The 25196-nt window shown below is 72.4% G+C and carries 16 protein-coding genes; 9 read left to right on the top strand and 7 right to left on the bottom strand.

From position 1 onward, the window contains the following. The 4 genes from IF06_RS0113835 to IF06_RS0113820 are packed head-to-tail and all read left to right on the top strand — an operon-like array spanning position 1 to position 4869. Positions 1-987, top strand: coding sequence for an ABC transporter ATP-binding protein (locus IF06_RS0113835; protein WP_232236682.1), 987 nt, complete (start codon positions 1-3; stop codon positions 985-987). Continuing rightward, positions 984-1808, top strand: a complete 825-nt coding sequence (locus IF06_RS0113830) for an ATP-binding cassette domain-containing protein (RefSeq protein WP_013475387.1) — start codon at positions 984-986, stop codon at positions 1806-1808. Before IF06_RS0113835 ends, IF06_RS0113830 begins: the two co-directional genes overlap by 4 nt. Continuing rightward, complete coding sequence (locus IF06_RS0113825; RefSeq protein ID WP_030271383.1) at positions 1805-2560, top strand: SDR family NAD(P)-dependent oxidoreductase; 756 nt, start codon at positions 1805-1807, stop codon at positions 2558-2560. The genes IF06_RS0113830 and IF06_RS0113825 overlap by 4 nt, the downstream gene beginning before the upstream one ends. An 8-nt stretch (positions 2561-2568) precedes the next feature. Continuing rightward, positions 2569-4869: an arylsulfatase gene (locus IF06_RS0113820; RefSeq protein ID WP_030271381.1), complete on the top strand. Its 2301-nt coding sequence runs from the start codon at positions 2569-2571 to the stop codon at positions 4867-4869. Between the two features lie 75 nt (positions 4870-4944). Here IF06_RS0113820 and IF06_RS0113815 read toward each other — a convergent pair whose 3' ends face one another. The 5 genes from IF06_RS0113815 to IF06_RS0113795 all read right to left on the bottom strand — a co-directional run bounded on the left by IF06_RS0113815 (position 4945) and on the right by IF06_RS0113795 (position 11366). Next, complete coding sequence (locus IF06_RS0113815) at positions 4945-6222, bottom strand: dihydrolipoamide acetyltransferase family protein (protein WP_030271379.1); 1278 nt, start codon at positions 6220-6222, stop codon at positions 4945-4947. Positions 6223-6236: 14 nt separating this feature from the next. Continuing rightward, the gene (locus IF06_RS0113810; RefSeq protein ID WP_030271377.1) at positions 6237-7205 is read right to left on the bottom strand and encodes an alpha-ketoacid dehydrogenase subunit beta; all 969 of its coding nucleotides are present in this window, start codon (positions 7203-7205) and stop codon (positions 6237-6239) included. A 27-nt stretch (positions 7206-7232) separates the two neighbouring features. After that, complete coding sequence (locus IF06_RS0113805) at positions 7233-8363, bottom strand: thiamine pyrophosphate-dependent dehydrogenase E1 component subunit alpha (protein WP_030271375.1); 1131 nt, start codon at positions 8361-8363, stop codon at positions 7233-7235. Positions 8364-8481: 118 nt separating this feature from the next. Beyond that, positions 8482-9813, bottom strand: a complete 1332-nt coding sequence (locus IF06_RS0113800; RefSeq protein ID WP_052166165.1) for an aspartate aminotransferase family protein — start codon at positions 9811-9813, stop codon at positions 8482-8484. Positions 9814-9833: 20 nt separating this feature from the next. Next, positions 9834-11366: a CoA-acylating methylmalonate-semialdehyde dehydrogenase gene (locus tag IF06_RS0113795; protein WP_047890592.1), complete on the bottom strand. Its 1533-nt coding sequence runs from the start codon at positions 11364-11366 to the stop codon at positions 9834-9836. A gap of 107 nt (positions 11367-11473) precedes the next feature. Here IF06_RS0113795 and IF06_RS0113790 point away from each other — a divergent pair, with 107 nt between their 5' ends. Beyond that, positions 11474-13117 (top strand): PucR family transcriptional regulator, encoded by a 1644-nt coding sequence (locus IF06_RS0113790; RefSeq protein ID WP_030271368.1) that lies wholly within the window; start codon positions 11474-11476, stop codon positions 13115-13117. A gap of 3 nt (positions 13118-13120) precedes the next feature. Here IF06_RS0113790 and IF06_RS0113785 read toward each other — a convergent pair whose 3' ends face one another. Next, positions 13121-13501 (bottom strand): hypothetical protein, encoded by a 381-nt coding sequence (locus IF06_RS0113785; RefSeq protein ID WP_013288196.1) that lies wholly within the window; start codon positions 13499-13501, stop codon positions 13121-13123. 318 nt (positions 13502-13819) lie between these two features. On the opposite strand from IF06_RS0113785, the gene IF06_RS0113780 reads away from it, so the two are divergent. The 3 genes from IF06_RS0113780 (at position 13820) to IF06_RS0113770 (ending at position 17834) form a co-directional block, all read left to right on the top strand. Continuing rightward, positions 13820-15508, top strand: a complete 1689-nt coding sequence (locus IF06_RS0113780) for an acyl-CoA mutase large subunit family protein (protein WP_013288195.1) — start codon at positions 13820-13822, stop codon at positions 15506-15508. 180 nt (positions 15509-15688) lie between these two features. After that, positions 15689-16606, top strand: coding sequence for a tetratricopeptide repeat protein (locus IF06_RS0113775; RefSeq protein ID WP_030271365.1), 918 nt, complete (start codon positions 15689-15691; stop codon positions 16604-16606). A gap of 58 nt (positions 16607-16664) precedes the next feature. After that, positions 16665-17834 (top strand): arginase family protein, encoded by a 1170-nt coding sequence (locus IF06_RS0113770; RefSeq protein ID WP_013288193.1) that lies wholly within the window; start codon positions 16665-16667, stop codon positions 17832-17834. 10 nt (positions 17835-17844) lie between these two features. Here the strand turns inward: IF06_RS0113770 and IF06_RS0113765 are convergent, their stop codons facing one another. Then, positions 17845-19812: a penicillin-binding transpeptidase domain-containing protein gene (locus tag IF06_RS0113765; RefSeq protein ID WP_030271363.1), complete on the bottom strand. Its 1968-nt coding sequence runs from the start codon at positions 19810-19812 to the stop codon at positions 17845-17847. A 288-nt stretch (positions 19813-20100) separates the two neighbouring features. Between IF06_RS0113765 and IF06_RS0113760 the strand changes: the two genes are divergently transcribed. Next, complete coding sequence (locus tag IF06_RS0113760; protein WP_030271360.1) at positions 20101-25164, top strand: NAD-glutamate dehydrogenase; 5064 nt, start codon at positions 20101-20103, stop codon at positions 25162-25164. Positions 25165-25196 lie beyond the last annotated feature (32 nt).

Genomic DNA, 25196 nt, shown 5'->3' with positions numbered 1-25196 from the left:
GTGAGCGGGCTCGTGGTGGAGGACCTCGTCGTCGAGGTCCACGACATCCAGGCCGTCAAGGGCGTCTCGTTCGAGATCGGGCCGGGCCGCCGGATGGGACTCATCGGCGAGTCCGGCTGCGGCAAGTCCCTGACCGCGCTCGCGCTGATGGGCCTGCTGCCCCACGGCGTGACAGCGTCCGGCCGGGTGCTGCTGAACGGCCGTAACCTGCTCGACCTGTCCGACAAGCAGATGTGCGCGGTCCGCGGCAACGACATCGCCATGGTGTTCCAGGAGCCGATGACGGCGCTCAACCCGCTGATGCGGGTCGGCAACCAGGTCGCCGAGTCGCTGCGGCTGCACAAGGGGATGAGCCGGGCCGCGGCCTCCGCCCGGGCCGTCGAACTGCTCGAACGGGTCCAGCTGCCCGAGCCCGACCGCACCGCGCGCAAGTACCCGCACCAGCTCTCCGGCGGCCAGCGCCAGCGCGTCGTCCTGGCCATCGCGCTGGCGTGCGACCCCGCCGTGCTGATCGCGGACGAGCCCACCACGGCGCTGGACGTCACGGTGCAGGCGGAGATGCTGCGGCTGATGGACACGCTGGTGCGCGAGGAGGGCGCGTCGCTGCTGCTCATCACCCACGACCTGCCGGTGGTCGCCAGCATCTGCGAGGAACTGCTCGTCATGTACGGCGGCTCGATCGTCGAGCACGGCGACGTGGCGACGGTGTTCGACTCGCCCCGGCACCCGTACACGGCGGGCCTGCGGGCGTCCACGGTGCTGGAGAGCACCGACGGGAGCGGCCGGCTGTCCACCATCCCGGGCCGCGTCCCGTCGCTCGGGTCGTTCCCCACCGGCTGCGTGTACCGCAACCGCTGCCCGCGCGCCGACGACGTCTGCGGCACGGTGCCGCTGCTGACGGCGCCGCCCGGCAGCACCCAGTGGGCGGCCTGCCACCACCCGATCGAGAGCGACCAGCCCCTAGGAAGCGGGAAGGCCAGCGCATGACCACCACCCCGTTGCTGGAAGCCGTCGACGTGGTGCGCGAGTACCGCGCCCCGCGGCGGTCGCTGCGTACGCCGGGCCGGCCGATCCGCGCGCTCGACGGTGTGAGCGTGCAGGTCCACGAGGGCGAGGCGTTCGGCATCGTGGGGGAGAGCGGCTCCGGCAAGTCCACGCTGTCGCGCATCCTCATGGCCCTCGACCAGCCGACCTCCGGCACCGCGTTCTACCAGGGGCAGCGGATCAGCGGCGTACCGGAGCGGCGGCTCGGGTTCCTGCGCCGCGACGTGCAGATGGTGCTCCAGGACCCGATGTCGTCGCTGAACCCGCGCATGCGCGTCGCGGACATCATCGCGGAGCCGATGCGCGCGCTGCGCCTGCCCGGCGACCACCGGGCCCGCGTCGCCGAGCTGATGCACTCCGTGGGTCTGCCCGAGGAGGCGGTGACCCGCTACCCGCACCAGTTCTCCGGCGGCCAGCGGCAGCGCATCGCCATCGCCCGCGCCCTCGCGGCCGGGCCGAAGGTCATCGTGGGGGACGAGCCGGTCAGCGCGCTCGACGTCTCGGTGCGCGCGCAGATCCTCAACCTGCTCACCGACCTGGCCGAACAGTTCAAGCTGACCATGATCCTGGTCTCCCACGACCTGTCCGTCGTCCGGTACCTCTGCGACCGGATCGCGGTGATGAACCAGGGCCGGATCGTCGAGACGGGTGACACCGAATCGATCTACTCCGACCCCCGGCACCCCTACACCCAGAGGCTGCTGTCCGCGGTGCCCACCCTGAGCGGCGACCTCCTGGACCGATTCAACAGGAGCAGCACATGAGGTTGGTTGACCGCGTCGCCGTCGTCACCGGAGGCGCCAGCGGCATCGGACTGGCCACAGTCGGCCGGCTCGTCGAGGAGGGCGCGCGCGTCGTCATCGCCGACCTCGACGGCGACCGCGCCGCCGAGGCGGCCGCCGGGTTCGGGTCCGCCGTCGTGGGCGTGGCCTGCGACGTCACCCGGGCCGATGACTGCCGCGCCGCCGTCGAGACCGCCGTCGAACGGTTCGGCCGGCTCGACCTCATGCACGCGAACGCCGGTACGCCGTTCACCGGCCCGCTGGACGAGGTGGACCAGGCGACGCTGGACCGCGTGGTCGACGTGAACCTCAAGGGTGCGTTCTGGACCGCGCAGGCCGCCGCGCCCGCGCTGATCGAGGCCGGTGGCGGCGCGATCGTGTTCACCGCTTCCCTCCAGGCCGTCATCGCCCGCCCCCGGTACGCGCCGTACACCGCCGCCAAGCACGGCGTCATCGGCCTGATGAAGGCGCTGGCGCTGGAACTCGCGCCGCACGGCGTCCGGGTCAACGCGATCGCCCCGGCGGCGACCGAGACGCCGATGCTCTCGGCGTTCCTCGGCGGGATGGGTGACGTGCCGGACAGCGCGCGGGAGAACTTCCGGGCGTCGATCCCGCTGGGCCGCATGGCGACGCCGCGCGACTCCGCCGACGCGGTGGTGTTCCTCGCCAGCGACGAGGCGCGCATGGTCACGGGCCACACGCTCGTCCTCGACGGCGGCACGACGGCCGGCTGAGGCGTACCGTGACCGGACCTCTGGCGGACCCTCCGTACGAGGGGACCATCGGACGCACCTACGGCGAGTCGACGGAGCACTGGAGCACGCCGCCGTCGGCCGCCGCGGGTACCCCGAACGTGGTGTACGTGCTGCTGGACGACGTCGGGTTCGCCGACTTCGGCTGCTTCGGCGCCGAGATCGACACCCCGACGATCGACCGGCTGGCCGCCTCCGGGCTGCGGTACACCAACTTCCACACCTCGCCGCTGTGCTCGCCGACCCGGGCCAGCGTGCTCACCGGCCGCAACCACCACAGCGTCGGCATGCGCATGCTGTCCAACTTCGACAGCGGCTTCCCCAGCGGCCGGGGGCGGATCACCCACGCCGCCGCCACCGTCGCGGAGATGCTCGCCGACGCCGGGTTCAACACCATGGCGGTCGGCAAGTGGCACGTCGCGCCGCTGGAGCAGACCACGCCGTCCGGGCCGTACGACCAGTGGCCGCTGGGACGCGGTTTCGAGCGGTACTACGGCTTCCTGGAGGCCGAGACCGACAACTTCTATCCGGAGCTGGTGTACGACAACCACCAGGTGGACCCGCCGGCCACCCCGGAGGAGGGCTACCACCTCACCGAGGACCTGACCGACCGGGCCATCGGGTTCGTCCGGGACCAGACGTCGTTCACCCCGGAGAAGCCGTTCTTCCTCTATCTGGCGTACGCCGCGGCGCACGCCCCGCACCAGGCCCCGCCGGAGTACCTGGCGAAGTACCGCGGCCGCTACGACGCCGGCTGGGACGTCATCCGCGCGGACCGGCACCGGCGGCAGATCGGGCTGGGCATCATCCCGCCGGACGCGCCGCTGCCGCCGCACAACCCGGGCGTCGTGCCGTGGGACGACGTGCCGCCGGAGCAGCGGCGCCTGTTCGCCCGCATGCAGGAGGCGTACGCGGCGATGGTCGACCACACCGACGCCCAGCTCGGGCGCCTGGTCGACTTCCTGGAGCGGATCGGCCGGCTGGACGACACGATCTTCGTGGTCATGTCGGACAACGGCGCGAGTCCCGAGGGCACGCCGCTCGGCACGCTCAACCCCACCGCGTTCCAGAACCGGGTGCCGGAGAACCTCCAGGACAGCCTGGACCGGATCGACGAGATCGGCGGCCCGCGGGCGCAGAGCAACTACCCGCTGGGCTGGGCGCAGGTCAGCAACACCCCGTTCCGCCGCTACAAGCAGCACACCCACGAGGGCGGGGTGCGGGTGCCGTTCGTGCTGAGCTGGCCGGCCGGTGACGTACCCGGCGGGCAGGTGCGGACGCAGTTCCAGCACAGCATCGACGTCACCGCGACGGTGCTGGACCTGGTCGGGGTGCAGCCGCCCGCGGTGCGCCGGGGCATCCCGCAGATGCCGCTGCACGGCCGCAGCTTCCGCGACGGGCTGCGCGACCCGGCGGCGCCGCCGTCGCGGGACCGCCAGTACTTCGAGATGTTCGGCCACCGCGGCATCTACCACCAGGGCTGGAAGGCGGTCGCGTTCCACGAGCGGGGCACCTCCTGGGACGAGGACCGCTGGGAGCTGTACCGGATCGACGAGGACCCGACCGAGAGCCGCGACCTGGCCGCCGAGTACCCGGAGGTGCTGCGGCGCCTCATCGAGGAGTTCTGGATCGAGGCGGCCCGCTACGACGTGCTGCCGCTGGACGACAGGGGATTCGCGATCCGGGCCCGGGTGCCGCGCCCCGGATCGGTGCGGGACCGGCTGGACTTCACCTACCTGGCCGGCGTGCCGACGATCTCCGGCGCGGCGGTGCCGCCGACGATGAACCGCTCGCACGCCATCACCGCGCGGGTGCACCGCACCGACGCCACCCAGGGCGGCGTGATCGTGGTGCTCGGCAACGTCAGCGGCGGGTACGTGCTGCACATCAAGGACAACCACCTGGTGTACGAGTACAACCACCTCGGCACCCACTACGTGCTGCGGTCCGAGGGCGAGCTGCCGCTGGGCCCGGTGGAGCTGACCTTCGAGCTGACCAAGACCGCCGACTGCCAGGGCACCGGCCGCCTGTTCGTGGACGGCGAGGCGGCGGGCGAGGCGCTGTTCCCGCGGTTGCTGCCGTTCTTCCACGGGTTCGCCGGCATGGACATCGGGCGCAGCATCCACTCGCCGGTGTCGTCGAGCTACCCGGCCCGGCACGAGTTCTCCGGCGAACTGGAGTACGTGCGGTTCCGGCTCGCCGCGTCCGAGGAGGTGGGGGAGCCCATCGCCCCGGCGGGTGACGTCGCGCCGCGTCCGTCGGCCGGCGTCGGGTTCGAGGTCGTGGACTGACGCGCGCCCGCGCGTACGGCGACGGCGCGTGGACGGACCTCCTCGTCCGTCCACGCGCCGTCCGTCTGTCGGGCCTCAGCGCAGGGCCAGACCCCACAGCGGGTCCTCCAGGAACCGGCCGACGTGGGCGAGCACCCGGCTGCCCAGTTCCCCGTCCACCAGCCGGTGGTCGAACGACAGCGACAACTGCACCGTCCACCGGGGGACGACCTGCTCGTCGACCACCCACGGCATCCGGCGCAGCGCGCCGAGGCAGAGGATCGCCGCCTCGCCGGGGTTGAGGATCGGAGTGCCGGCGTCCACGCCGAACACGCCGATGTTGGTGATGGTGATCGTCCCGCCGGCCAGGTCGGCGGGACGGGTGCGGCCCTCCCGCGCGGTGCTCGCCAGCTCGTTGAGGGCGACCGCGAGGTCCCGTACCGGAAGGTTCTGCGCGGCCTTGATGTTCGGCACGAGCAGGCCGCGCGGCGTCGCGGCGGCGATGCCCAGGTTGACGTCGGCGAACCGGACGATCTCCTGGTTCTCCTCGTCCCAGCTGGCGTTCACGTCCGGATGCCGGCGGACGGCGTCCAGCACCGCCAGCGACGCCACGAGCAGCGGGCTGACCTTCACCCCCTGGAAGGCCGGGTCCTGCTTCAGCCGGTCCACGAACTCGACGGTGCCTGTCATGTCGACGGTGAGGAACTCGGTGACGTGCGGCGCGGTGAACGCGCTGGCGACCATGGCGGCGGCGGTCGCCTTGCGGACCCCGCGCACGGGCAGGCGCTCGTCCCGCCGGGCGTCGGTCGCCGGTGCCGGGCCGGTGGTGTGGTCGAGCAGATCCTGGCGCGTGATCCGGCCGCCGGGGCCGCTGCCGCGTACCTCGGTCAGCTTCACACCGAGGTCCTTCGCGAGCTTGCGCAGCGGCGGCTTGGTGAGCACCGGCGGCCGGGACGTGTGCGCCGGGCGGGAGGTGTCGGCCGGCCGGACGGACGGTGTGGCGCGACGGGGCCGCCGCGTCCGCGCCTGGGCGGACACCCCGTAGCCGACGAGCACCGCGGTGCGTTCCTCGGCGGGCTCCTCGGCCGCCGGCGATGCGGCGGCCGGCGCGGCATCCGGGGCGTCCGCGTCGTCCCCGGTCCGGATCGCGATGATCGGCGAGCCGACCTCGACGGTCTGCCCCTCCGCGGCCAGGAGGCGGTCCACCACTCCGGCGTACGGGCTGGGCAGCTCGACCACGGCCTTGGCGGTCTCGATGTCCACGATGACGTCGTTGAGGCCGACCGGATCGCCCGGAGCGACCCGCCAGGTGACGATCTCGGCCTCGGTGAGGCCCTCGCCGACGTCGGGCAGACGGAACTGCTGAACGGTCACGTGTACCTCTCCCTTCAGGCGGCCAGGACGCGGTCGACGGCGTCGAGGATCCGGTCCAGGTCGGGCAGGTACTCCTCCTCGACCTTCGCCGGCGGGTACGGCAGGTTGAAGCCGCCGACCCGCTCCACCGGCGCCTCCAGCGAGTAGAAGCACCGGCTCGTCACCTGCGCGACGACCTCGGCACCGAACCCGGCGAACGTGGGGGCCTCGTGGACCACCACCGCCCGGCCGGTGCGGCACACCGACTCCTCGACGGTCGCCACGTCCAGCGGGGAGATGGAGCGCAGGTCGATCACCTCGATGTCGCGGCCCTCCTGCGCCGCGGCCTCGGCGGCGGCGACGCAGGTGGCGACAGTGCCGCCGTACGTCAGCAGCGTCACGTCGCTGCCCGGCCGCACGGTCCGGGCGCGGTCCAGCGGCAGCGGCGGCCCGGCGGTTGTCACCTCGCCCTTGACCCAGTAGCGGCGCTTCGGCTCGTAGAAGATGACCGGGTCGTCACCCGCGACGGCCTGCCGGATCATCCAGTGCGCGTCGTCCGGGCTGGCGCAGTAGACGACCCGCAGTCCGGCGGTGTGCGCGAAGTACGCCTCGTTCGACTCGCTGTGGTGCTCCACCGCGCCGATGCCGCCACCGACCGGAATGCGCACCACCACGGGCAGGGCGGTACGACCGCCGGTGCGGGCCCGCATCTTGGCCAGCTGCGAGACGATCTGGTTGAACGCGGGGTAGACGAAGCCGTCGAACTGGATCTCGCAGACCGGGCGGTACCCGCGCAGCGCCAGCCCGATGGCGGTGCCGATGATCCCGGACTCGGCGAGGGTGGTGTCCACCACCCGGGCCTCGCCGAAGTCCTTCTGGAGACCGTCGGTGACCCGGAAGACGCCGCCGAGCCGGCCGACGTCCTCGCCCATCAGGAGGACCTTGTCGTCGTCCTCCATGGCACGGCGCAGGCCGGAGTTCAGTGCCTGACAGAGAGTGAGCATGAACGAGTTCTCCGATCGGGGCGGGCGTCAGTCGAGGAAGGAGGCGCGGTAGGCGACGAACGCGTCGCGCTCCTCCCGCAGAAGCGGGGGCACGTCGGCCAGCACTGTGGCGAAGGCGTCGGCGAGGTCCGGCGCCTCCAGCGCCAGGCACTCCCGGCGGGTACGGTCGGCCAGTTCGTCCGCCTCGGCCTGGATCCCGCCGAGGAACGCCTCGTCGCTCCAGCCCTCGGCGCGCATGAGCGCCTCGACCCGGGCCAGCGGATCCCGCGCCCGCCACGCCGCCAGCTCGTCGTCGGTGCGGTACCGGGTCGGGTCGTCCGACGTGCTGTGCCCGCCCATCCGGTACGTGGTGGCCTCGACGATCGCGGGGCCGGCGCCGGACCGGGCGTGTTCGGTCACCGCGGACGTCACCGCGTACACCGCCAGCACGTCGTTGCCGTCGACCCACTCGCTGCGCAGGCCGAACCCGGCGCCGCGCCGGTGGATCGGGGTACGCGTCTGCGACGCGGTCGGCGTGGAGATGGCCCACTGGTTGTTCTGACAGAAGAACACCATCGGGGCGGCGTTGACGGCGGCGATGTTCATGGCTTCGCTCGCGTCGCCCTCGCTCGCGGCGCCGTCACCGAAGTACGTCACGACCACCGTGTCGCTGCCGTCGCGCTGCACACCGAGGGCGTACCCGGTGGCGTGCAGCAGCTGGGCGGCCAGGACCAGCGTGTAGATGTGGAACGAGTACGGCTCCGGATCCCAGCCGCTGTGCGCGACGCCGCGCCACTGCCGCAGCAGGTCGGCCGGGCCGATGCCGCGCCACAGCGCCGCGGCGTGCTCCCGGTAGCTCGGGAAGACGTAGTCGTCGGCGCGTACCGCCGCGACCGAGCCGACCTGGGCGGCCTCCTGGCCGCGGCACTGCAGCCACAGGCCCAGCTCGCCCTGCCGCTGCAACGCGAACGCCTCGTCGTCGAGGCGGCGCGCGAGCCGCATCCCCCGGTACAGGTCACGGGTGAGGCGGCCGAGGGCGTCGCGGTCGGCGTCGACGTCCGGGTGCAGGCGCCCGTCCGGGGTGACGAGCTGGGTCCAGCCCTCGGACGTACGCGGAAGGTCGGTGGTGCCGGTGAAGGGGTTGGTGACCGGTGGGTCGGCGAGATCTACGGTAGTCATTCGTCACCTTCTGGGTGCGTCGGTCTCCGCGTCACCGGGGTCGCCGGCCGTCTCGCGGATCTCTCGGATACGGGACCGCCCGCCGGGGTGGACCCGGCGGGCGGTGGTGGGCAGTGCCTCAGACCGTGTGGCGGTCGGCGAGTGTCAGCGCCTCGTCGAGGATCGCCAGGCCCGCCTTGGCCTCCGTCTCCGACACGGTGCACGGCGGCACCACGTGGATCCGGTTGAAGTTCGCGAACGCGACCAGACCGCCGCGCTTGCACGCGGCCAGCACCTCGTTCATCTCCGGCGACGACGACCCGTACGGCGCCAGCGGCTCCTTCGTCCCGCGGTCGCGTACCAGTTCCAGCGCCCAGAACACGCCGAGCCCACGGACGTCACCGACGCTCGGGTGCCGGTCGGCGAGTTCGCGCAGCCCCGGGCCCAGCACGTCGGCGCCGATCGTGGCGGCGTTCTCGACGATCCGCTCGTCCCGCATCACGTTGATGGTCGCGACGGCGGCGGCGGTGGCCAGCGGATGACCGGAGTAGGTCAGGCCGCCGGGGTAGGCACGGGTGGCGAACGTCTCCGCGACGTGCTCGGCGATCACCACACCGCCGAGCGGGACGTAACCGGAGTTCACGCCCTTGGCGAAGGTGATCAGGTCGGGCGTCACGCCGTAGTGGTCGAGCGCGAACCAGGCGCCGGTACGCCCGAAGCCCGCCATCACCTCGTCGGCGATGTAGAGGATGCCGTGCCTGTCGCACAGCTCCCGTACGCCCGCGAGGAAGCCCGGCGGCGGCGGCATGATGCCGGCGGTGCCCGGCACCGTCTCCAGCACGATCGCCGCGATGGTGGACGGGCCCTCCATCTCAACGACGCGTTCGAGGTGGCGCAGCGCGAGCGCGCACTCCTCCTCCTCGGTCGTGGCGCCGAACTCCGACCGGTACAGGAACGGGCCGAAGAAGTGCACCACCCCGGCGGTGCCGTTGTCGCTGGGCCAGCGGCGCGGGTCGCCGGTGAGGTTCACCGCGGTCTGGGTGCCGCCGTGGTAGCTGCGGTACTGCGACAGCACCTTCGGCCGGCCGGTGTGCAGCCGGGCCATCCGGACGGCGTGCTCGATCGCGTCCGCGCCGCCGTTGGTGAAGAACACCTTGGAAAGGCCGGCCGGGGTCAGCTCCGTGATCAGCCGGGCCGCCTCGCCGCGGGCGTCGTTGGCGTACGACGGCGCGATCGTGCACAGGCGGGCCGCCTGCTCCTGGATCGCCGCGACCACCACCGGGTGCTGGTGGCCGATGTTGGTGTTGACGAGCTGCGACGAGAAGTCCAGGTAGCGGTTCCCGTCGCCGTCCCAGAAGTACGAGCCCTCGGCGCGCTCGACCACCATCGGGTCGAGCAGCGACTGAGCCGACCAGGAGTGGAAGACGTGCGCGCGGTCGAGTTCGTAGGTGCGTTGTGCGCTGCTGCTCATCGGCGTTCTCTCTCCGCTGCTCAGACGTTCTCGGGGAAGCCGAGGTTGATGCCGCCGTGGCTGGGGTCGAGCCACCGGGAGGTGACGACCTTGCCGCGGGTGAAGAAGTGCACGCCCTCGGCGCCGTGGGCGTGCGAGTCGCCGAAGAGGCTGTCCTTCCAGCCGCCGAAGGAGTAGTAGGCCATCGGCACCGGGATCGGCACGTTGACGCCGACCATGCCGACCTCGACCTCGTTCTGGAAGCGGCGGGCCGCGCCGCCGTCGTTGGTGAAGATGGCCGTCCCGTTGCCGTACCGGTTGGCGTTCACCAGCGCGAGCGCCTCGTCGTAGCTGCCGACGCGCACCACTGAGAGCACCGGCCCGAAGATCTCGTCGGTGTACACGCTCATCTCCGGCGACACCCGGTCGAGCAGGCTCGGCCCGAGCCAGAACCCGGACTCGTCGCCGTCGGCCCGCACGTCGCGGCCGTCCACCACCAGCTCGGCGCCGGCCTCGACACCCGCGTCGAGGTACGACGCGACGCGGTCGCGGTGCTCCTTGGTGACCAGCGGACCCATGTCGCAGGAGCGCCGCCCGTCGCCGACCTTCAGGGTGGCGATGCGCTCCCGGATCCGGGCCACCAGGTCGTCGGCGACGGGCTCGACGACCACCAGGGCCGAGATGGCCATGCACCGCTCGCCGGCCGAGCCGAACCCGGCGTTGACCGCCGCGTCGGCGGCCAGGTCGAGGTCGGCGTCCGGCAGCACCACCATGTGGTTCTTCGCGCCGCCGAGGGCCTGGACGCGCTTGCCGTTGCGGGTGCCGGTCTCGTACACGTACCGGGCGATCGGCGTGGAGCCGACGAACGACACCGCCTTGACCTCGGGGTGCTCCAGCAGCCGGTCGACCGCGACCTTGTCGCCGTGCACGACGTTGAAGACGCCCGCGGGCAGGCCGGCCTGCTCCCACAGCCGGGCCACGAGCAGCGACGCGGACGGGTCCTTCTCGCTGGGCTTGAGCACGACGGTGTTGCCCGCCGCGATGGCGATGGGCACGAACCACATCGGGACCATCACCGGGAAGTTGAACGGCGAGATGACGGCGCAGACGCCGACCGGCTGCCGGATCGAGTAGACGTCCACGTTCGTGGAGACGCCCTCGGAGTAGCCGCCCTTGAGCAGGTGCGGGATGCCGCAGGCGAACTCGACGACCTCCAGGCCGCGGGTGACCTCGCCGAGGGCGTCCGAGACGACCTTGCCGTGCTCGGCCGTGATCAGCTCGGCCAGCTCCTGCTTGTGCCGGTTGACCAGCTCCCGGAACGCGAACAGCACCTGGGTGCGCTTGGTCAGCGACGAGGTCCGCCAGGAGGCGAACGCGGCGGCGGCGGAGGCGACCGCCTGGTCCACCTCGTCGACCGAGGCCAGCGGCACCTCCGTCCGGACCGCGCCCAGCGCCGGATCGTAAACTGGGGCCGTACGCTCGGTGACGCCGGCGAACGGCTTGCCGTCGATCCAGTGGGTCACCCGCTCCAGCGGGACGGGAGCGGGCGCGGTGCCGGGTGCTGTCTGGGTCATGCCCGGGATCATCTGTGCTTCCCCAGGTCCGGGCAATGGGCACTGTGTCGTTCCCGTCCGCGGGAAGCGCACATACTGTGCGCCGGAGGAGAGGGGGAGGCGCTCCGATGCCGATGACCGTCCGTGACGTGCTCGAACTGCCGGCTCTGCAGCAGGCCGGGCCGCGCGTCCTGGCGGGCCGGGACCGGCTGGACGCGCCGGTGCGCTGGGTGCACGTCGCCGAGATCCCCGAGATCGCCGACCTGCTCCGCGGTGGCGAGCTGGTCCTGACCACAGGCATCGGCCTGCCCCCGGACGACGACGGGCTGCGCCGGTGGATCGACGGCCTGGCGGCCGTCGGGGTGGCGGGTGTGGTGGTCGAGCTGGGCCGCCGGTTCGGCGGCACGCTGCCGGCCGGGCTGGTCGAGCACGCCCGCAGCCGGAACCTGCCCCTGATCGCGCTGCGGCGCGAGATGCGGTTCGTCGCGGTGACCGAGGTCGTCCACTCGGTGATCGTCGAGGAGCAGACGGCGGACCTGCTCGCGAAGGACGAGATCCACCGCATCTTCACCGAGCTGTCGGTGGAGGGCGCCGAGCCCCGGCAGGTGCTCCGCGAGGTCACCCGCCTGTCCCGGCGTCCCGCCGTGCTGGAGAACCTCGCCCACCAGGTGCTGGCGTACGAGACCGGCCCGCTGACCGCCGAGGAGCTGCTCGACCGCTGGGAGACCCGCTCGCGCGCGGTCGAGGTCCCGTCCGGCACCGGCTACGAGCCGCGATCGGGCTGGCTGGTGACGAGCGTCGAGGCGCGGGGCAACCGGTGGGGGCGTCTCGTGCTGCTGTGCGACCAGGAGCCACCGGCCCGGACCCGGGTGCTGCTGGAACGCGCCGCGTCCACCATCGCGCTGAACCAGCTCGTCGCCCGGGACTCGTCGTCGGTCGAGCGGCAGGCCCGCAGCAGTCTGCTGCTGAGCATCGTCAACCACTCCGCGCCCACCCGGGACGTGGCGCTGCGGGCGCGCGGGCTCGGTGTCGTCCTGGAGCAGCGACTGCTGCTCGGCGTCGTGGTCCGGCGGCGCCGGCCGGCCCCGGGCACCGGCGCCGACGGGAACGCGAACCGGCGGGCACTGCTCGACGCGGTGGAGACGGCGGTACGCGAGTGCGGGCTCGCCGCGCTCGCCGGCGACGTGGACGAGGCGGCCGGCGGCACCGGCGTCACCCTCCTCGTCGCGCTCGACGAGACCGGCTCTGACGAGGCGGCGCTGGGGAGCCTGTCCGCCGCGCTCACCCGGGCGGGCCACCGGGCCGGCGCGGACGTCGTGGTCGCCGCCGGGTCGGTGGTCCGGACGCTCGACCTGGCCCGGCGCTCGCTGGTCGAGGCGGCGCAGGTGGCCGATGCGACAGTGCACACCGCCGAGCCGCGCCCGTTCTACCGGCTGCACGACGTCCGCCTCCGGGGCCTGCTGTACCTGCTGCGCGACGACGTGCGCCTCCAGACGTTCGTCGAGCGCGAGCTGGGCCCGCTGCTCTCCTACGACCAGCGCCACGGCACGAACCACGTCGCGTTGCTGGAGACGTACCTGGTGGAGGGGCGCAACAAGCGGCGCGCGGCGGATGCGATGTCGCTGTCGCGGTCGGCGCTCTACCAGCGGCTGGAGCTGATCGAGCGGGTGCTCGGCGTCGACCTGGACTCGAGCGAGCGGCGCCTGTCGCTGCACGTGGCGCTCACCGCCCGGGACGTCATGCGCGCCGGTGGCCCGGAGCCCCCCGGCTGACGGTCACCTGTGGGTGCCGCGGCCCGACCGCAGGCGCCGGACGCCGTCGCGGGCCGGCGCGCTGTGCACGCTGACGCTGACGACAGGTACGGCGTTCGCGACGCTCTTGCGGACCGTCTCCAGCGGCGCCGTGCCGGGGGTGCACTCGACGATCATCACAGCGGAGCGGTCGGGGCACTGCACGTACTGGACGTGTGAGACGGCGACCCGGCGGGAGTGCAGCACGGACAGCACCTTGAGCAGGCCGGTCGTGGAGTGGCCCACGCCGAGGTGGATCACCATCGTGCTCGGCGTGCCGTGCTCGGCGGCGGGCTCGTCGTACGGGCGGCCGGGGGCGGGCCGGGGATGGTCGACGGTTGCGGGGGTGGATGCGGACACGCTCACGGGGGCCTCACTAGGACGAGCCGACAGGATCGCTTGGCCGGCGACGCACGCGGAGGCGTACGCCGCCTAGGTAATCAGCCGGGTCGCGATTCGATTGCCCACGGCGGGAGTGTGGCACGGGAACCCGGCTGCCGGGAGGCTGCGCCGGGCAGTCGTCCGCCACGTGAGACAGCGCCCTGACCTGCGGATCGACGGTGATGGGTCGCCCCGGCGGGGCCGGTCGCCGGGTTACCGGCCGGTACGCGAGCCCTTAAGGATCGTTCAGGATCTCGCTCTACACTCGGACTCGGGACGACGACTTGAGAAGGAGCTCCGCGCATGGACGCTGACGAGATCGCCGCCGGTCGGGCCCGCTGGCAGGCCCGCTACGACGCCGCCCGCAAGCGCGACGCGGACTTCACCACGCTGTCCGGAATGCCGGTCGAGCCGGTGTACGGCCCGCCGGAGGACACCGCGTACCCCGGGTTCGAGCGGATCGGCTGGCCGGGCGAGTTCCCGTACACCAGGGGCCTGTATCCGACCGGCTACCGCGGGCGGACCTGGACCATCAGGCAGTTCGCCGGCTTCGGCAACGCCCGGCAGACCAACGAGCGCTACAAGATGATCCTCGGCGCGGGCGGCGGCGGTCTCTCCGTGGCCTTCGACATGCCGACGCTGATGGGCCGCGACTCCGACGACCCGCAGTCCCTCGGCGAGGTCGGCCACTGTGGTGTCGCTGTGGACTCGGCCGCCGACATGGAGGTGCTGTTCGACGGCATCGACCTGGCGGGCGTGACCACCTCGATGACCATCTCCGGCCCGGCCGTGCCGGTCTTCTGCATGTACCTGGTCGCCGCCGAACGGCAGGGCGCCGACCTGTCCACGCTGGACGGAACACTCCAGACGGACATCTTCAAGGAGTACATCGCGCAGAAGGAGTGGCTGTTCGACCCCGAGCCGCACCTGCGCCTCATCGGCGACCTGATGGAGTACTGCGCCCGGGAGATCCCGCGGTACAAGCCGCTGTCCGTCTCCGGCTACCACATCCGCGAGGCCGGCTCGACCGCCGCGCAGGAGCTGGCGTACACGCTGGCCGACGGATTCGGGTACGTCGAGCTGGGCCTGTCGCGCGGCCTGGACGTGAACACCTTCGCCCCCGGCCTGAGCTTCTTCTTCGACTCCCACGTGGACTTCTTCGAGGAGATCGCCAAGTTCCGCGCCGCGCGCCGGATCTGGGCCCGCTGGCTGCGCGACGTGTACGGCGCCACCAGCGAGAAGGCCCAGTGGCTGCGGTTCCACACGCAGACCGCCGGGGTGTCGCTGACCGCTCAGCAGCCGGTGAACAACGTGGTACGCACCGCCGTGGAGGCCCTGGCCGCGGTGCTCGGCGGCACCAACTCGCTGCACACCAACGCCCTCGACGAGACGCTCGCCCTGCCCACCGACGAGTCGGCCGAGATCGCCCTGCGTACCCAGCAGGTGCTGATGGAGGAGACCGGGGTGACGAACGTGGCCGACCCGCTCGGCGGCTCCTGGTACGTCGAGGCGCTCACCGACCGGATCGAGGCCGAGGCGGAGGAGATCTTCGCCCGGATCAAGCAGCTCGGCGGCGAGGGTCCGCACACCATCGGCCCGATGACCTCCGGCATCCTGCGCGGCATCGAGGACGGCTGGTTCACCGGGCACATCGCCGAGTCGGCGTTCGTCTACCAGCAGGCGCTGGAGAAGGGCGACAAGCGGATCGTCGGCGTCAACTGCCACACCGGCACCGTCGCCAAGGACCTGGAGATCCTGCGCATCTCGCACGAGGTGGAGCTGGAGCAGCGCCGGGTGCTGACCGAGCGCAAGTCGGCCCGCGACGACGCCGCGGTCACCGCCGCCGTCGCGCGAATGGTCGAGGTGGCGAGGACCGGCGAGAACATGATCCCCGCCATGCTCGACGCGGTCCGCGCCGAGGCCACCCTCGGCGAGATCTGCGACGCGCTGCGCGCCGAGTGGGGCGTCTACCGAGAGCCCGCCCGCTTCTGACCCGCTGCTCTGCAAGGAAGGGCCCCTTCTTAACAGCTGCTGTTAAGAAGGGGCCCTTCCTCTACCGGAGGCGTTAACAGGGGGCCCTTCCTTGCGGGCGGGCTGAGCTGGGGGAGAGTGGTGACTGTCGCCGTCGCGGCTGGTCGGAGATCCGTCGCGTACGTGCGAGACTAGACAACCATGAGCGACCCACGGATCACCTCGTCGATCTTCACCCGCGGCGCGGTCGACCTCAGCGCGCTGCGCACCCCCGCACCGGCCGACACCTCCTCCGCCACACCGTCCCAGGGCGCTGGGCCGACCGGGCTGCCGGGCAGCCCCGCCGGCTCCGCCGCCGTGATCGACGTGACCGAGGCGAACATCCAGTCCGAGGTGCTCGAACGCTCGCTCACCACACCGGTGGTGGTCTTCTTCGGCGCCGCCGGCTACCCGGAGAGCGACCAGTTCGCCCCGGTGCTGGAGCGGCTGGCCGCCGAGGGCGGCGGAGCGTGGCTGCTGGCCCGGGTCGACGTGCAGCAGCAGCCGCGGCTCGCGCAGATGTTCCAGCTCCAGACGCTGCCCACCACGTACGCCATCGTCGGCGGCCGTCCGATCGACGCCTTCCCCGGCCCGGTGCCGGAGTCGCAGTTGCGACAGTGGCTCCAGGCGGTCCTCAAGGCCGGTGGCGTCACAGTCGCCGAGCCGGAGGACCCGCGCCTCGACGCCGCCGACGACGCGCTGATGAGCGGTGACCTCGACGCGGCCGAGGCGGCGTACCGGAAGATCCTGGCCGAGTCGCCGGCGGACGCGGCTGCGGAGGCGGGCCTGGCGCAGGTCGGGCTGGCCCGCCGGGTGGCAGGCGCCGACCCGCAGGGCGCGCTCGACGCCGCGTCCGCCGCCCCCGACGACGTCGACGCCCAGCTGCTGGCCGCCGACATCGAGGTGCTCAGCGGCCTCGCCGACGAGGCGTACAAGCGGCTGGTCGGCCTGGTCCGGCGCACCGCCGGGGACGACCGGGACCGGGTACGCCAGCACCTGCTCGGCCTGTTCACCATCGCCGGCCCGGACGACCCCGCCGTGGCCTCCGCCCGACGCGCCCTGGCCAGCGCGCTGTTCTGAGTCAACCCGCGCGGGCCGGCGCACCGCCGGCCCGCCCGACCGCCGAGGACGGGAGCCCATGATGCGCCGGATCGCCGTCCTCGACGCGCCGACGAACCTCGGACTACGCCCGCCCACCGCGAGCTCCGTTCCCGGGTGCGGCAAGGCGCCTGGTGCGCTGCGCGACCACGGCCTGCTCGCGCGGCTGCGGGCCCGCGACGCCGGCTGCCTCACCCCGCCCCGGTACGACCCGGGCGACTGGCGGCCCGGCGACGGCGTCTGCCACGCGCCGGAGATCTCCGCGTACTCGGTGGCGCTCGCCGACCGGATCGGCGCGATCATCGACCGGGGCGAGTTCCCGCTGGTGCTCGGCGGCGACTGCTCGGTGCTGCTCGGCTCGGCGCTGGCCATGCACCGCCTCGGCGAGGCGGTCGGCGGGCGGATCGGGCTGGTGTTCGTCGACGGCCACTCCGACTTCCGGCACCCCGGCAACGCCTCCTACGTCGGCGCCGCCGCCGGGGAGGACCTGGCCCTGGTCACCGGCCGTGGACAGCCCGACCTGGCCGCGATCGAGGGCCGCAGGCCGTACTTCCGGGACATCGACGTGGTGGTGCTCGGCATCCGCGCGCAGGACGAGTACCGGCTCGACCTCCAGGCCGCCGGCATCACCACCCGGCCGGTGCCGGCGCTGCGCGCCGAGGGTGCCGCCCGTACCGCCCAGTGGGCGCACGAGCAGCTCGTCGACTGCGCCGGCTACTGGGTGCACATCGACGTGGACGTGCTCGACCCGGCGGTGATGCCCGCCGTGGACGCGCCCGACCCGGGCGGCATCGCCTTCGCCGAGCTGGAGATCCTGCTCGCCGGGCTGGTCGACACCCCGCACTGCCTCGGCGTCGAGCTGACCGTGTTCGACCCCGACTACGACCCGGACGGGGCGTACGCGGCCGAGATCGTGAACACAGTGGTGGCCGGGCTCGCCCCGGTCGTCGCGCCGGGCGCCGTGCCGCCCCGGTTGCTGCCGGCCGGGCCTGTCGCACCGGCGCCCCGCGCCGCCGACAGCCGGCCGGAGCCCGAGCCGCTGCCCGCCCCGGCGGCCGTACCGGCGCCGGCGGTCGCGGTGGAGCCGATCGGCCCCGACCCGACCGTCGGCGACGACCTCGGCGACGACCCGCTGGGGCCCGGCCTGCTGCGCCGCGCCCCCGCCGGAGACGAGCCGGACCCGGCCCGCTCCGGCATCGACATCGCCTGACCGGTACGCCTCAGCTCGCGGCCAGGCCGCGCAGGAACTTCTCGGCGATCGGCGCCGCCACCTTCGAGCCCGCCCCGCCCTGCTCGACGAAGACGGCGAAGGCCACGTCGCCCTGCCAGCCGACGAACCAGGCGTGCGTGTGGGCCGGGTTGTTGTCGTACTCCGCGGTGCCGGTCTTGCCGTGCACCGGCTCGCCCGGCACGTCCGCCAGCGCGCTGCCGCTGCCCGCTGTCACCACCCCGCGCATCATCGACTTCAGCGCCGTCACCGACTCCGGCTTGAGCGCCTCGCCGGCCGGCGCGGGCTTGGCCGGCGCCGGGTCGAGCAGCAGCTTCGGCTGCTCGAACTTGCCCCGGGCCACAGCCGCCGTGGCGCTCGCCATGGCCAGCGGGCTCACCAGCGTGGTGCCCTGGCCGATCGCGGCGGCGGCCTGCTCGGTGGCCGAGCCGTTGGCGGAGATCTTGCCGGTGAACGCGTCGGTGCCCAGATCCCACGCGGCCTCCAGGCCGAGCGTACGGCCGGCCTGGGCCAGCCCGTCCGGGCCGAGCTTCGGCGCCAGCGCGGTGAACGCGGTGTTGCACGACTTGGCGAAGTCGGTGGCGAACGGCACCGGGCCCAGCTCGAAGTTGTCCGAGTTCTTGAAGACCCGGCCCTCGACTGTCGACGTCTTCGGGCAGTCCACTGTCGTCTGCGGCGTCACCGCGCCCCGGTCGAGCAGGCCGAGCGCGCTGACCATCTTGAACGTCGAGCCGGGCGGCACCTGGGCGGTGAAGGCGAGGTTGTCGCCCGCCGCACCCGGGCCGTTCGCGGCGGCCAGCACCGCGCCGTCGCTGATCCGTACGGCGACCAGGGCGGAGCGGCGGGTCTGCCCGCGCAACGCGGCGTCGGCGGCGTTCTGGGTGGCCGCGTCGATTGTCGTCTTCACCGGCTGACCGGGCTTCGGGTCGGCGCGGAACAGCTCCGTGCCGGTCGGCTCCACCTTGCCGTCCGGGGTGGTCCGCTGGGTGATCACGGTGACGCCGGGGACGCCGCGCAGCCGCTCGTCGTACCGGCCCTGGAGACCGCCGTGGCCGACCAGGTCGCCGCGCGCGTACCGGTCGGGGTGGGCCTGGAGGTCGTCGGCGGTGGCCTGGTCGACCGAGCCGAGCAGCGCCCGGGCGAACTCGCGGGTCGGCGCCAGCATGAGCTGCTCCGAGACGAACCGGGTGCCGGGCAGGTCGTAGATGCGCGGCTTGATCTGCCGGTACGCCTCGTCGCGCAACGTCACCACCTCGACCAGGCCGTCCGGCTTGGCCTCCTTGAGCCGCTTCGGCAGGTCGCCCAGGTCGACCGGTGGGGTGAGCGCGGGCCGGATCGCCTTGAACGCGGCGTCCAGCTTCCGGACCATGCCGGGGACGTCGTCGACCTCGCCGGGAACGAGCTGCACCCGGACCACCGGGCGTGGCGCGACGATCGGCTGACCGGCCGCGTCCAGCACACCGGCGCGCTGCGCCGGCTCCCGCCGCAGCGCGATCTTGTCACCGCTCTCCAGCTTCTCGTGCACCACCGACGGCTCCCAGATCACCTGCCACCGGTCGTCGCCGCCGCGCTTGAGGCGTACCGGATTCTCGTAGGCCCAGGTGCCGCCGCCGGGCAGCGCCCAGCTCACCTTGACCCGGGCGGTGGCGACGTCACCCTTGGTGGTGATGTCGCCGGTGCGGGCCAGCTCCGGCGGGTTGGCCGCGAGCGCGCCGGCGAGTGCCTGGATCTGCTTGGTCACCTCACCGGCGGGCAGCCGCCCGCCGGTCGGCTCGACGAAGCCGACTGCCTGGAGGTCACCGGAGCGCCAGCCGCTGAGGAACGCCTCGACGGCTGTCTCCGGGCCGTCGTCCCCGGAGCATCCGGTCAGCGCGCCGGCCGTGACCAGGACGGCGGTCAGCGCCGCGAGCGCGCGGTGACGGGTGTGACGGCGGGGGCGGACGGGGTACGACACGGGCATGAAGCAGTCCCTCCGGTGCTCAACTGCCCTGCACGCTAGTACGGCCCGGCGTTCCCCACCGCCCCGCCACGGCCTCCGGCAGCGCCAGAAGCGGCGTGTGGCAGTGTGATGAACATCGCCAGTCGGGGTACTCCGCGAGCGGCCGACCACGGACCCGCAACGGGTGAAAGGACAGAGTCCCGATCCGGACGTCCGGCCAGTGGTCCGCCGCGGGAGGTACCGCGCGGTAGGGCCTAGGCTGGGCGGCAGAGTGACCCACAACGCGGTGGGTCGAGGGGAGTGGCACCGATGGACCGGCGTCCGGCGATCAAACCGGGACCCGACCTCCGGCAGGCTGACACCGGCCGGGACGACGACAGCTTCGATTCGGCGACCGACGGAGACGGTTTCAGCCGTCTCGACACAGGAGTGACCGGGATGACCGGTTCCAGCATCGACACCCTCTACGACCTGGGCCTGCCTGCGCAGGCACTGGCCGACGAGTCGGAGGACGCCGAGCTGGACGAGCCCGTTCCCAACGCGGAGCGGCTGGTCGCCCAGGCGGTCGCGCTGGCAGGCGACGACCACGACGCGGCCACACTCGTGGACCGCTTCTGGCGGTTCGCGCCGGACGAGGAGCTGATCGGCTTCACCGCCGAGGAGATGCTGGAGGCGGCCCGGGCCCACCGGGACCTGGCCCAGCAGCGGGTGCCGGGCGAGCTGAAGCTCCGCATCCACGAGCCGGACGCCGAGCAGCACCACACGGTCGTGGAGATCGTCACCGACGACATGCCGTTCCTGGTCGACTCGGTGACCGCCCTGCTGAACTCCCGCCACCTGGACGTGCACCTGCTCGTGCACCCGCTGGTCGTGGTGCGGCGCGAGCCGCTGGGCCGGCTCACCGAGGTGTCGGCGGACGTGGAGCCGGACGACGCGATCGCCGGTGACCTGGTCGAGAGCTGGATGCGGATCGAGATCGACCCGGTCCGCGACCCGGCCGAGCGGGAGACGTTGCGGCGCGAGTTGCAGCGGGTGCTCACCGACGTGCGCGAGGCGGTCGAGGACTGGCCGAAGATGCGGCAGCGGGCCCTCGCGCTCGCCGACGAGCTGGCCGCCGCCCGGACGTCGGACAACCGCCCGCCGGTGCCGGAGAAGGACATCACCGACTCGGTGGAGCTGCTGCGCTGGCTGGCGCACGACCACTTCACGTTCCTCGGCTACCGGGAGTACCGGCTGGTCGACACCGACGGCGCGCGCGGCGGGCAGGCCCTGGAGGCGGTGCTCGGCACCGGGCTGGGCATCCTGCGCTCCGACTCGCCGGAGGCCCGGTCGCTGAACTCGATGACGCCCGAGGCGCACGAGAAGGTGCTGGAGAAGCGCCTGCTCATCATCACCAAGGCCAACTCGCGTGCCACAGTGCACCGCTCGGCGTACCTCGACTACATCGGCTTCAAGATCTTCAACGAGGCCGGTGAGGTGGTCGGGGAGCGGCGCTTCCTGGGCCTGTTCTCCACCGCCGCGTACCGGACCAGCGTGCAGGAGTTGCCCGTGGTCCGGCGCAAGGTCGCCGAGGTGCTCGACCGCTCGGGCCTGAGCCTGCGCAGCCACTCCGGCAAGGACCTGTTGCAGATCCTGGAGACCTACCCGCGCGACGAGCTGTTCCAGATCAAGACCGACGACCTCTACCACGCGGTGATCGGCGTGCTGCGGATGGCGGGTCGCCGGCAGCTGCGGGTGTTCCTGCGCCGCGACGCGTACGGCCGGTTCATCTCCTGCCTGATCTACCTGCCGCGGGACCGGTTCACCACACAGAACCGGCTGCGCATGCAGGACATCCTGCTGCGTGAGCTGAACGGCGTCGGCGTCGACTACACCACGCGGGTGACCGAGTCGATGCTGGCCCGGGTGCACTTCATCGTGCGTACCGACCCGAACAACCCGCCCGGCGACATCGACGCCGACCTGCTCGCCGAGGAGCTGGCCGACGCGACCCGGCTGTGGGACGACGACTACCGGCTGGTGCTGGAACGCAAGCTCGGTGACGAGCAGGCCAAGCACCTGTTCGCCCGGTACGCCGACGCGTTCCCGGAGGGCTACAAGGACGGGCACACGCCGTACGAGGCGATGAAGGATCTGGCGAAGCTGGAGCTGCTGGAGGAGCCCGGCCAGCTGGAGATGCACCTGTTCCGCAAGCAGGCGCCGCCGCGTCCGTACGCGGCCCGCGCCGCCGACGCCGACGAGGCGATGGACGTGCGGTTCAAGGTCTACCGGTACGGCGAGCCGATGATGCTCTCCGCCGTGCTGCCGGTGCTGCACTCGCTCGGCGTGAAGGTGGTCGACGAGCACCCGTACGAGGTGGAGCGCGTCGACGGCCGGATCTGGCTCTACGACTTCGGTCTGGAGCTGCCCGAGCGGCACCAGGACCTGGCCGAGGTGCGTCCGCACGTGGAGAACGCCTTCGCCGCCGCCTGGCGGGGCGAGGCCGAGGTGGACGGCTTCAACGAGCTGGTGCTCCGGGCCGGGCTCACCTGGCGGCAGGTCGTCGTGCTGCGCGCGTACGCGAAGTACCTGCGGCAGGCCGGCACCGTGTTCTCCCAGGAGTACATGGAGCAGACGTTCATCGCGTACCCGCAGATCGCCGAACTGCTGGTGAAGCTGTTCGAGACCCGGTTCGCCCCGGGCGCCACCACGCTCGACGAGCGGCGGCAGCGCAGCGGCGAACTGGTCGACGCGATCGGCGAGGCGCTGGACGAGGTGGCCAGCCTCGACCAGGACCGCATCCTGCGGTCGTACCTGACGTTGATCCAGGCCACGCTGCGTACCAGCTTCTACCAGAAGCCGGTGGGCGGGCGGCCCAAGGCGTACGTGGCGTTCAAGCTGGACCCGCAGGCCATCCCGGACCTGCCGGCGCCGCGACCCAAGTTCGAGATCTTCGTCTACTCGCCCCGGTTCGAGGGCGTGCACCTGCGCTACGGGCCGGTGGCCCGCGGCGGCCTGCGCTGGTCCGACCGGCGTGAGGACTTCCGGACCGAGGTGCTCGGCCTGGTCAAGGCGCAGATGGTGAAGAACGCCGTGATCGTGCCGGTCGGCGCCAAGGGCGGCTTCGTGCTCAAGCAGAAGCCGGGTGACCGGGACGAGGCGGTGATCTGCTACAAGGAGTTCATCTCCGCGCTGCTCGACGTCACCGACAACATCGTCAGCGGCGAGATCGTGCCGCCCGAGGACGTGGTGCGGCACGACGGCGACGACCCGTACCTGGTGGTGGCCGCCGACAAGGGCACGGCGACGTTCTCCGACATCGCCAACGAGATCTCCGAGGCGCACAGCTTCTGGCTGGGCGACGCGTTCGCCTCCGGCGGCTCGGCCGGCTACGACCACAAGAAGATGGGCATCACCGCCCGGGGCGCCTGGGAGTCGGTCAAGCGGCATTTCCGGGAGCTGGGGCACGACACCCAGACGCAGGACTTCACTGTGGTCGGCGTCGGCGACATGTCCGGCGACGTGTTCGGCAACGGGATGCTGCTGTCGCAGCACATCCGGCTGGTGGCCGCGTTCGACCACAGGCACATCTTCCTGGACCCGGATCCGGACTCGGCCCGGTCCTTCCAGGAGCGCAAGCGGCTGTTCGACATGCCCCGCTCGTCGTGGGAGGACTACGACCGCGAGCTGATCTCCGAAGGCGGCGGCGTCCACCCGCGTACGGCGAAGTCGGTGCCGGTATCGCCGCAGGTCCGCGCGGTGCTCGGCCTCGACGAGGACGTCACGCAGCTCAGCCCGCAGGAGCTGATGAAGGCGATCCTCACCGCGCCGGTCGACCTGTTCTGGAACGGCGGCATCGGCACCTACGTCAAGGCGTCCAGCCAGACCAACGCCGAGGTGGGGGACAAGTCCAACGACGCCATCCGGGTGGACGGCAAGGGCCTGCGCTGCCGGGTGGTCGGCGAGGGCGGCAACCTGGGCTTCACCCAGCAGGGCCGGATCGAGTACGCCTCGACCGGCGGCCGCATCTACACCGACTTCATCGACAACGCGGCCGGTGTGGACTGCTCCGACCACGAGGTCAACATCAAGATCCTGCTCAACACGGCCGTCGCCGACGGTGAGCTGGACCGGCCGGAGCGCGACGAGCTGCTGGCCCAGATGACCGACGAGGTCGCCGAGCTGGTGCTGCGGGACAACTACGACCAGGCACGGGCGCTCAACAACGCCCAGGCCCAGGCCGCCTCGCTGCTCCCGGTGCACCGGCGGATGATCAACGAGCTGGAGCGGTCCGGCGCGCTCGACCGGGCGCTGGAGGCGCTGCCGTCGGACGAGGAACTGGCGGTCCGCACCGAGAGCGGCCTGACCGCTCCGGAGTTCGCGGTGCTGCTCGCGTACGTCAAGATCGTGCTGGAGCGCGAGATCGTCGGCGAGGGCCTGGCGGACGAGGAGTGGACGACCGACGTCCTGGTCAACTACTTCCCGACGCCGCTGCGGCAGCGCTTCGCCGAGCGGATGGGCCGGCACCGGCTGCGCCGGGACATCGTCACCACCGTCCTCGTCAACGAGGCGATCAACCGGGGCGGCATCTCGTTCGTCTTCCGGGTGGTCGAGGAGACGGCGGCGTCGGCTGCGGACGTGCTCCGGGCGTACGTGGTGGTCCGCGAGGTGTTCGGCCTGCGTGACCTGTGGGACGCGGTCGAGGCGCTGGACAACAAGGTCTCGCCCGAGTTGCAGACGGCCGTCTACCTGGACACCCGGCGGCTGCTCGACCGCGCGGTGCGCTGGCTGGTCACCAACCGGAGGTCACCGATCGACGTGCCGGCGGAGATCGCCCGGCTGCGCGACGGTGTGGCCCGGCTCCTGCCGGACCTGGAGAACCGGTTCTGGGGCACCGAGCGGGAGGCCATCGCGGCGCACATCGAGTCGCTGGTCGAGCGTGGGCTGCCGCGTGACCTGGCCGAGCAGGCGACCCGCCTGATGTACAGCTTCGGCCTGCTGGACATCGTGGAGACGGCGCAGGGCACCGGGCGGGACGTGAGCGAGGTGGCCTCGGTCTACTTCGTGCTCTCCGACCGGTTCCGGGTCGACGCGCTGCTGTCGAAGATCTCCCTGCTGCCCCGCGAGGACCGGTGGCAGACGCTGGCCCGGATGGCGCTGCGCTACGACCTGTACGCCGCGCTGGCCGCGCTCACCGCCGAGGTGCTCGGGTCCACGCCGGAGGACGTGCCGCCGGTGGAGCGGGTGCAGGAGTGGGAGCAGGCGAACGCCACCTCGATCCACCGGGCGCACCGGGCGATGGGGGAGTTCGACGAGTCCCGCGCCGACCTGTCCGCGCTGTCGGTGCTGCTGCGCCAGATCCGTACCCTGGTCCGGACCTCGGCGGCGGCCTGACCGCTGACGCACGAGTGGCCCGGTGGTCGGTT

It is taken from the genome of Micromonospora globosa (assembly GCF_000717585.1).
In the GTDB taxonomy this organism is placed as follows: domain Bacteria; phylum Actinomycetota; class Actinomycetes; order Mycobacteriales; family Micromonosporaceae; genus Micromonospora; species Micromonospora aurantiaca.
Note: the sequence above shows the minus strand (reverse complement) of the source record. Positions and strands in the feature narration are given on the sequence as shown.

Bases quoted from the DNA above. Each gene is read 5' to 3' on its own strand.
- IF06_RS0113830 (WP_013475387.1), top strand. From the start codon at position 984: ATGACCACCACCCCGTTGCTGGAAGCCGTCGACGTGGTGCGCGAGTAC.
- IF06_RS0113825 (WP_030271383.1), top strand. From the start codon at position 1,805: ATGAGGTTGGTTGACCGCGTCGCCGTCGTCACCGGAGGCGCCAGCGGC.
- IF06_RS0113810 (WP_030271377.1), bottom strand. From the start codon at position 7,205: ATGCTCACTCTCTGTCAGGCACTGAACTCCGGCCTGCGCCGTGCCATG.
- IF06_RS0113805 (WP_030271375.1), bottom strand. From the start codon at position 8,363: ATGACTACCGTAGATCTCGCCGACCCACCGGTCACCAACCCCTTCACC.
- IF06_RS0113800 (WP_052166165.1), bottom strand. From the start codon at position 9,813: ATGAGCAGCAGCGCACAACGCACCTACGAACTCGACCGCGCGCACGTC.
- IF06_RS0113795 (WP_047890592.1), bottom strand. From the start codon at position 11,366: ATGACCCAGACAGCACCCGGCACCGCGCCCGCTCCCGTCCCGCTGGAG.
- IF06_RS0113790 (WP_030271368.1), top strand. From the start codon at position 11,474: ATGCCGATGACCGTCCGTGACGTGCTCGAACTGCCGGCTCTGCAGCAG.
- IF06_RS0113780 (WP_013288195.1), top strand. From the start codon at position 13,820: ATGGACGCTGACGAGATCGCCGCCGGTCGGGCCCGCTGGCAGGCCCGC.
- IF06_RS0113775 (WP_030271365.1), top strand. From the start codon at position 15,689: ATGAGCGACCCACGGATCACCTCGTCGATCTTCACCCGCGGCGCGGTC.
- IF06_RS0113770 (WP_013288193.1), top strand. From the start codon at position 16,665: ATGATGCGCCGGATCGCCGTCCTCGACGCGCCGACGAACCTCGGACTA.
- IF06_RS0113765 (WP_030271363.1), bottom strand. From the start codon at position 19,812: ATGCCCGTGTCGTACCCCGTCCGCCCCCGCCGTCACACCCGTCACCGC.
- IF06_RS0113760 (WP_030271360.1), top strand. From the start codon at position 20,101: ATGGACCGGCGTCCGGCGATCAAACCGGGACCCGACCTCCGGCAGGCT.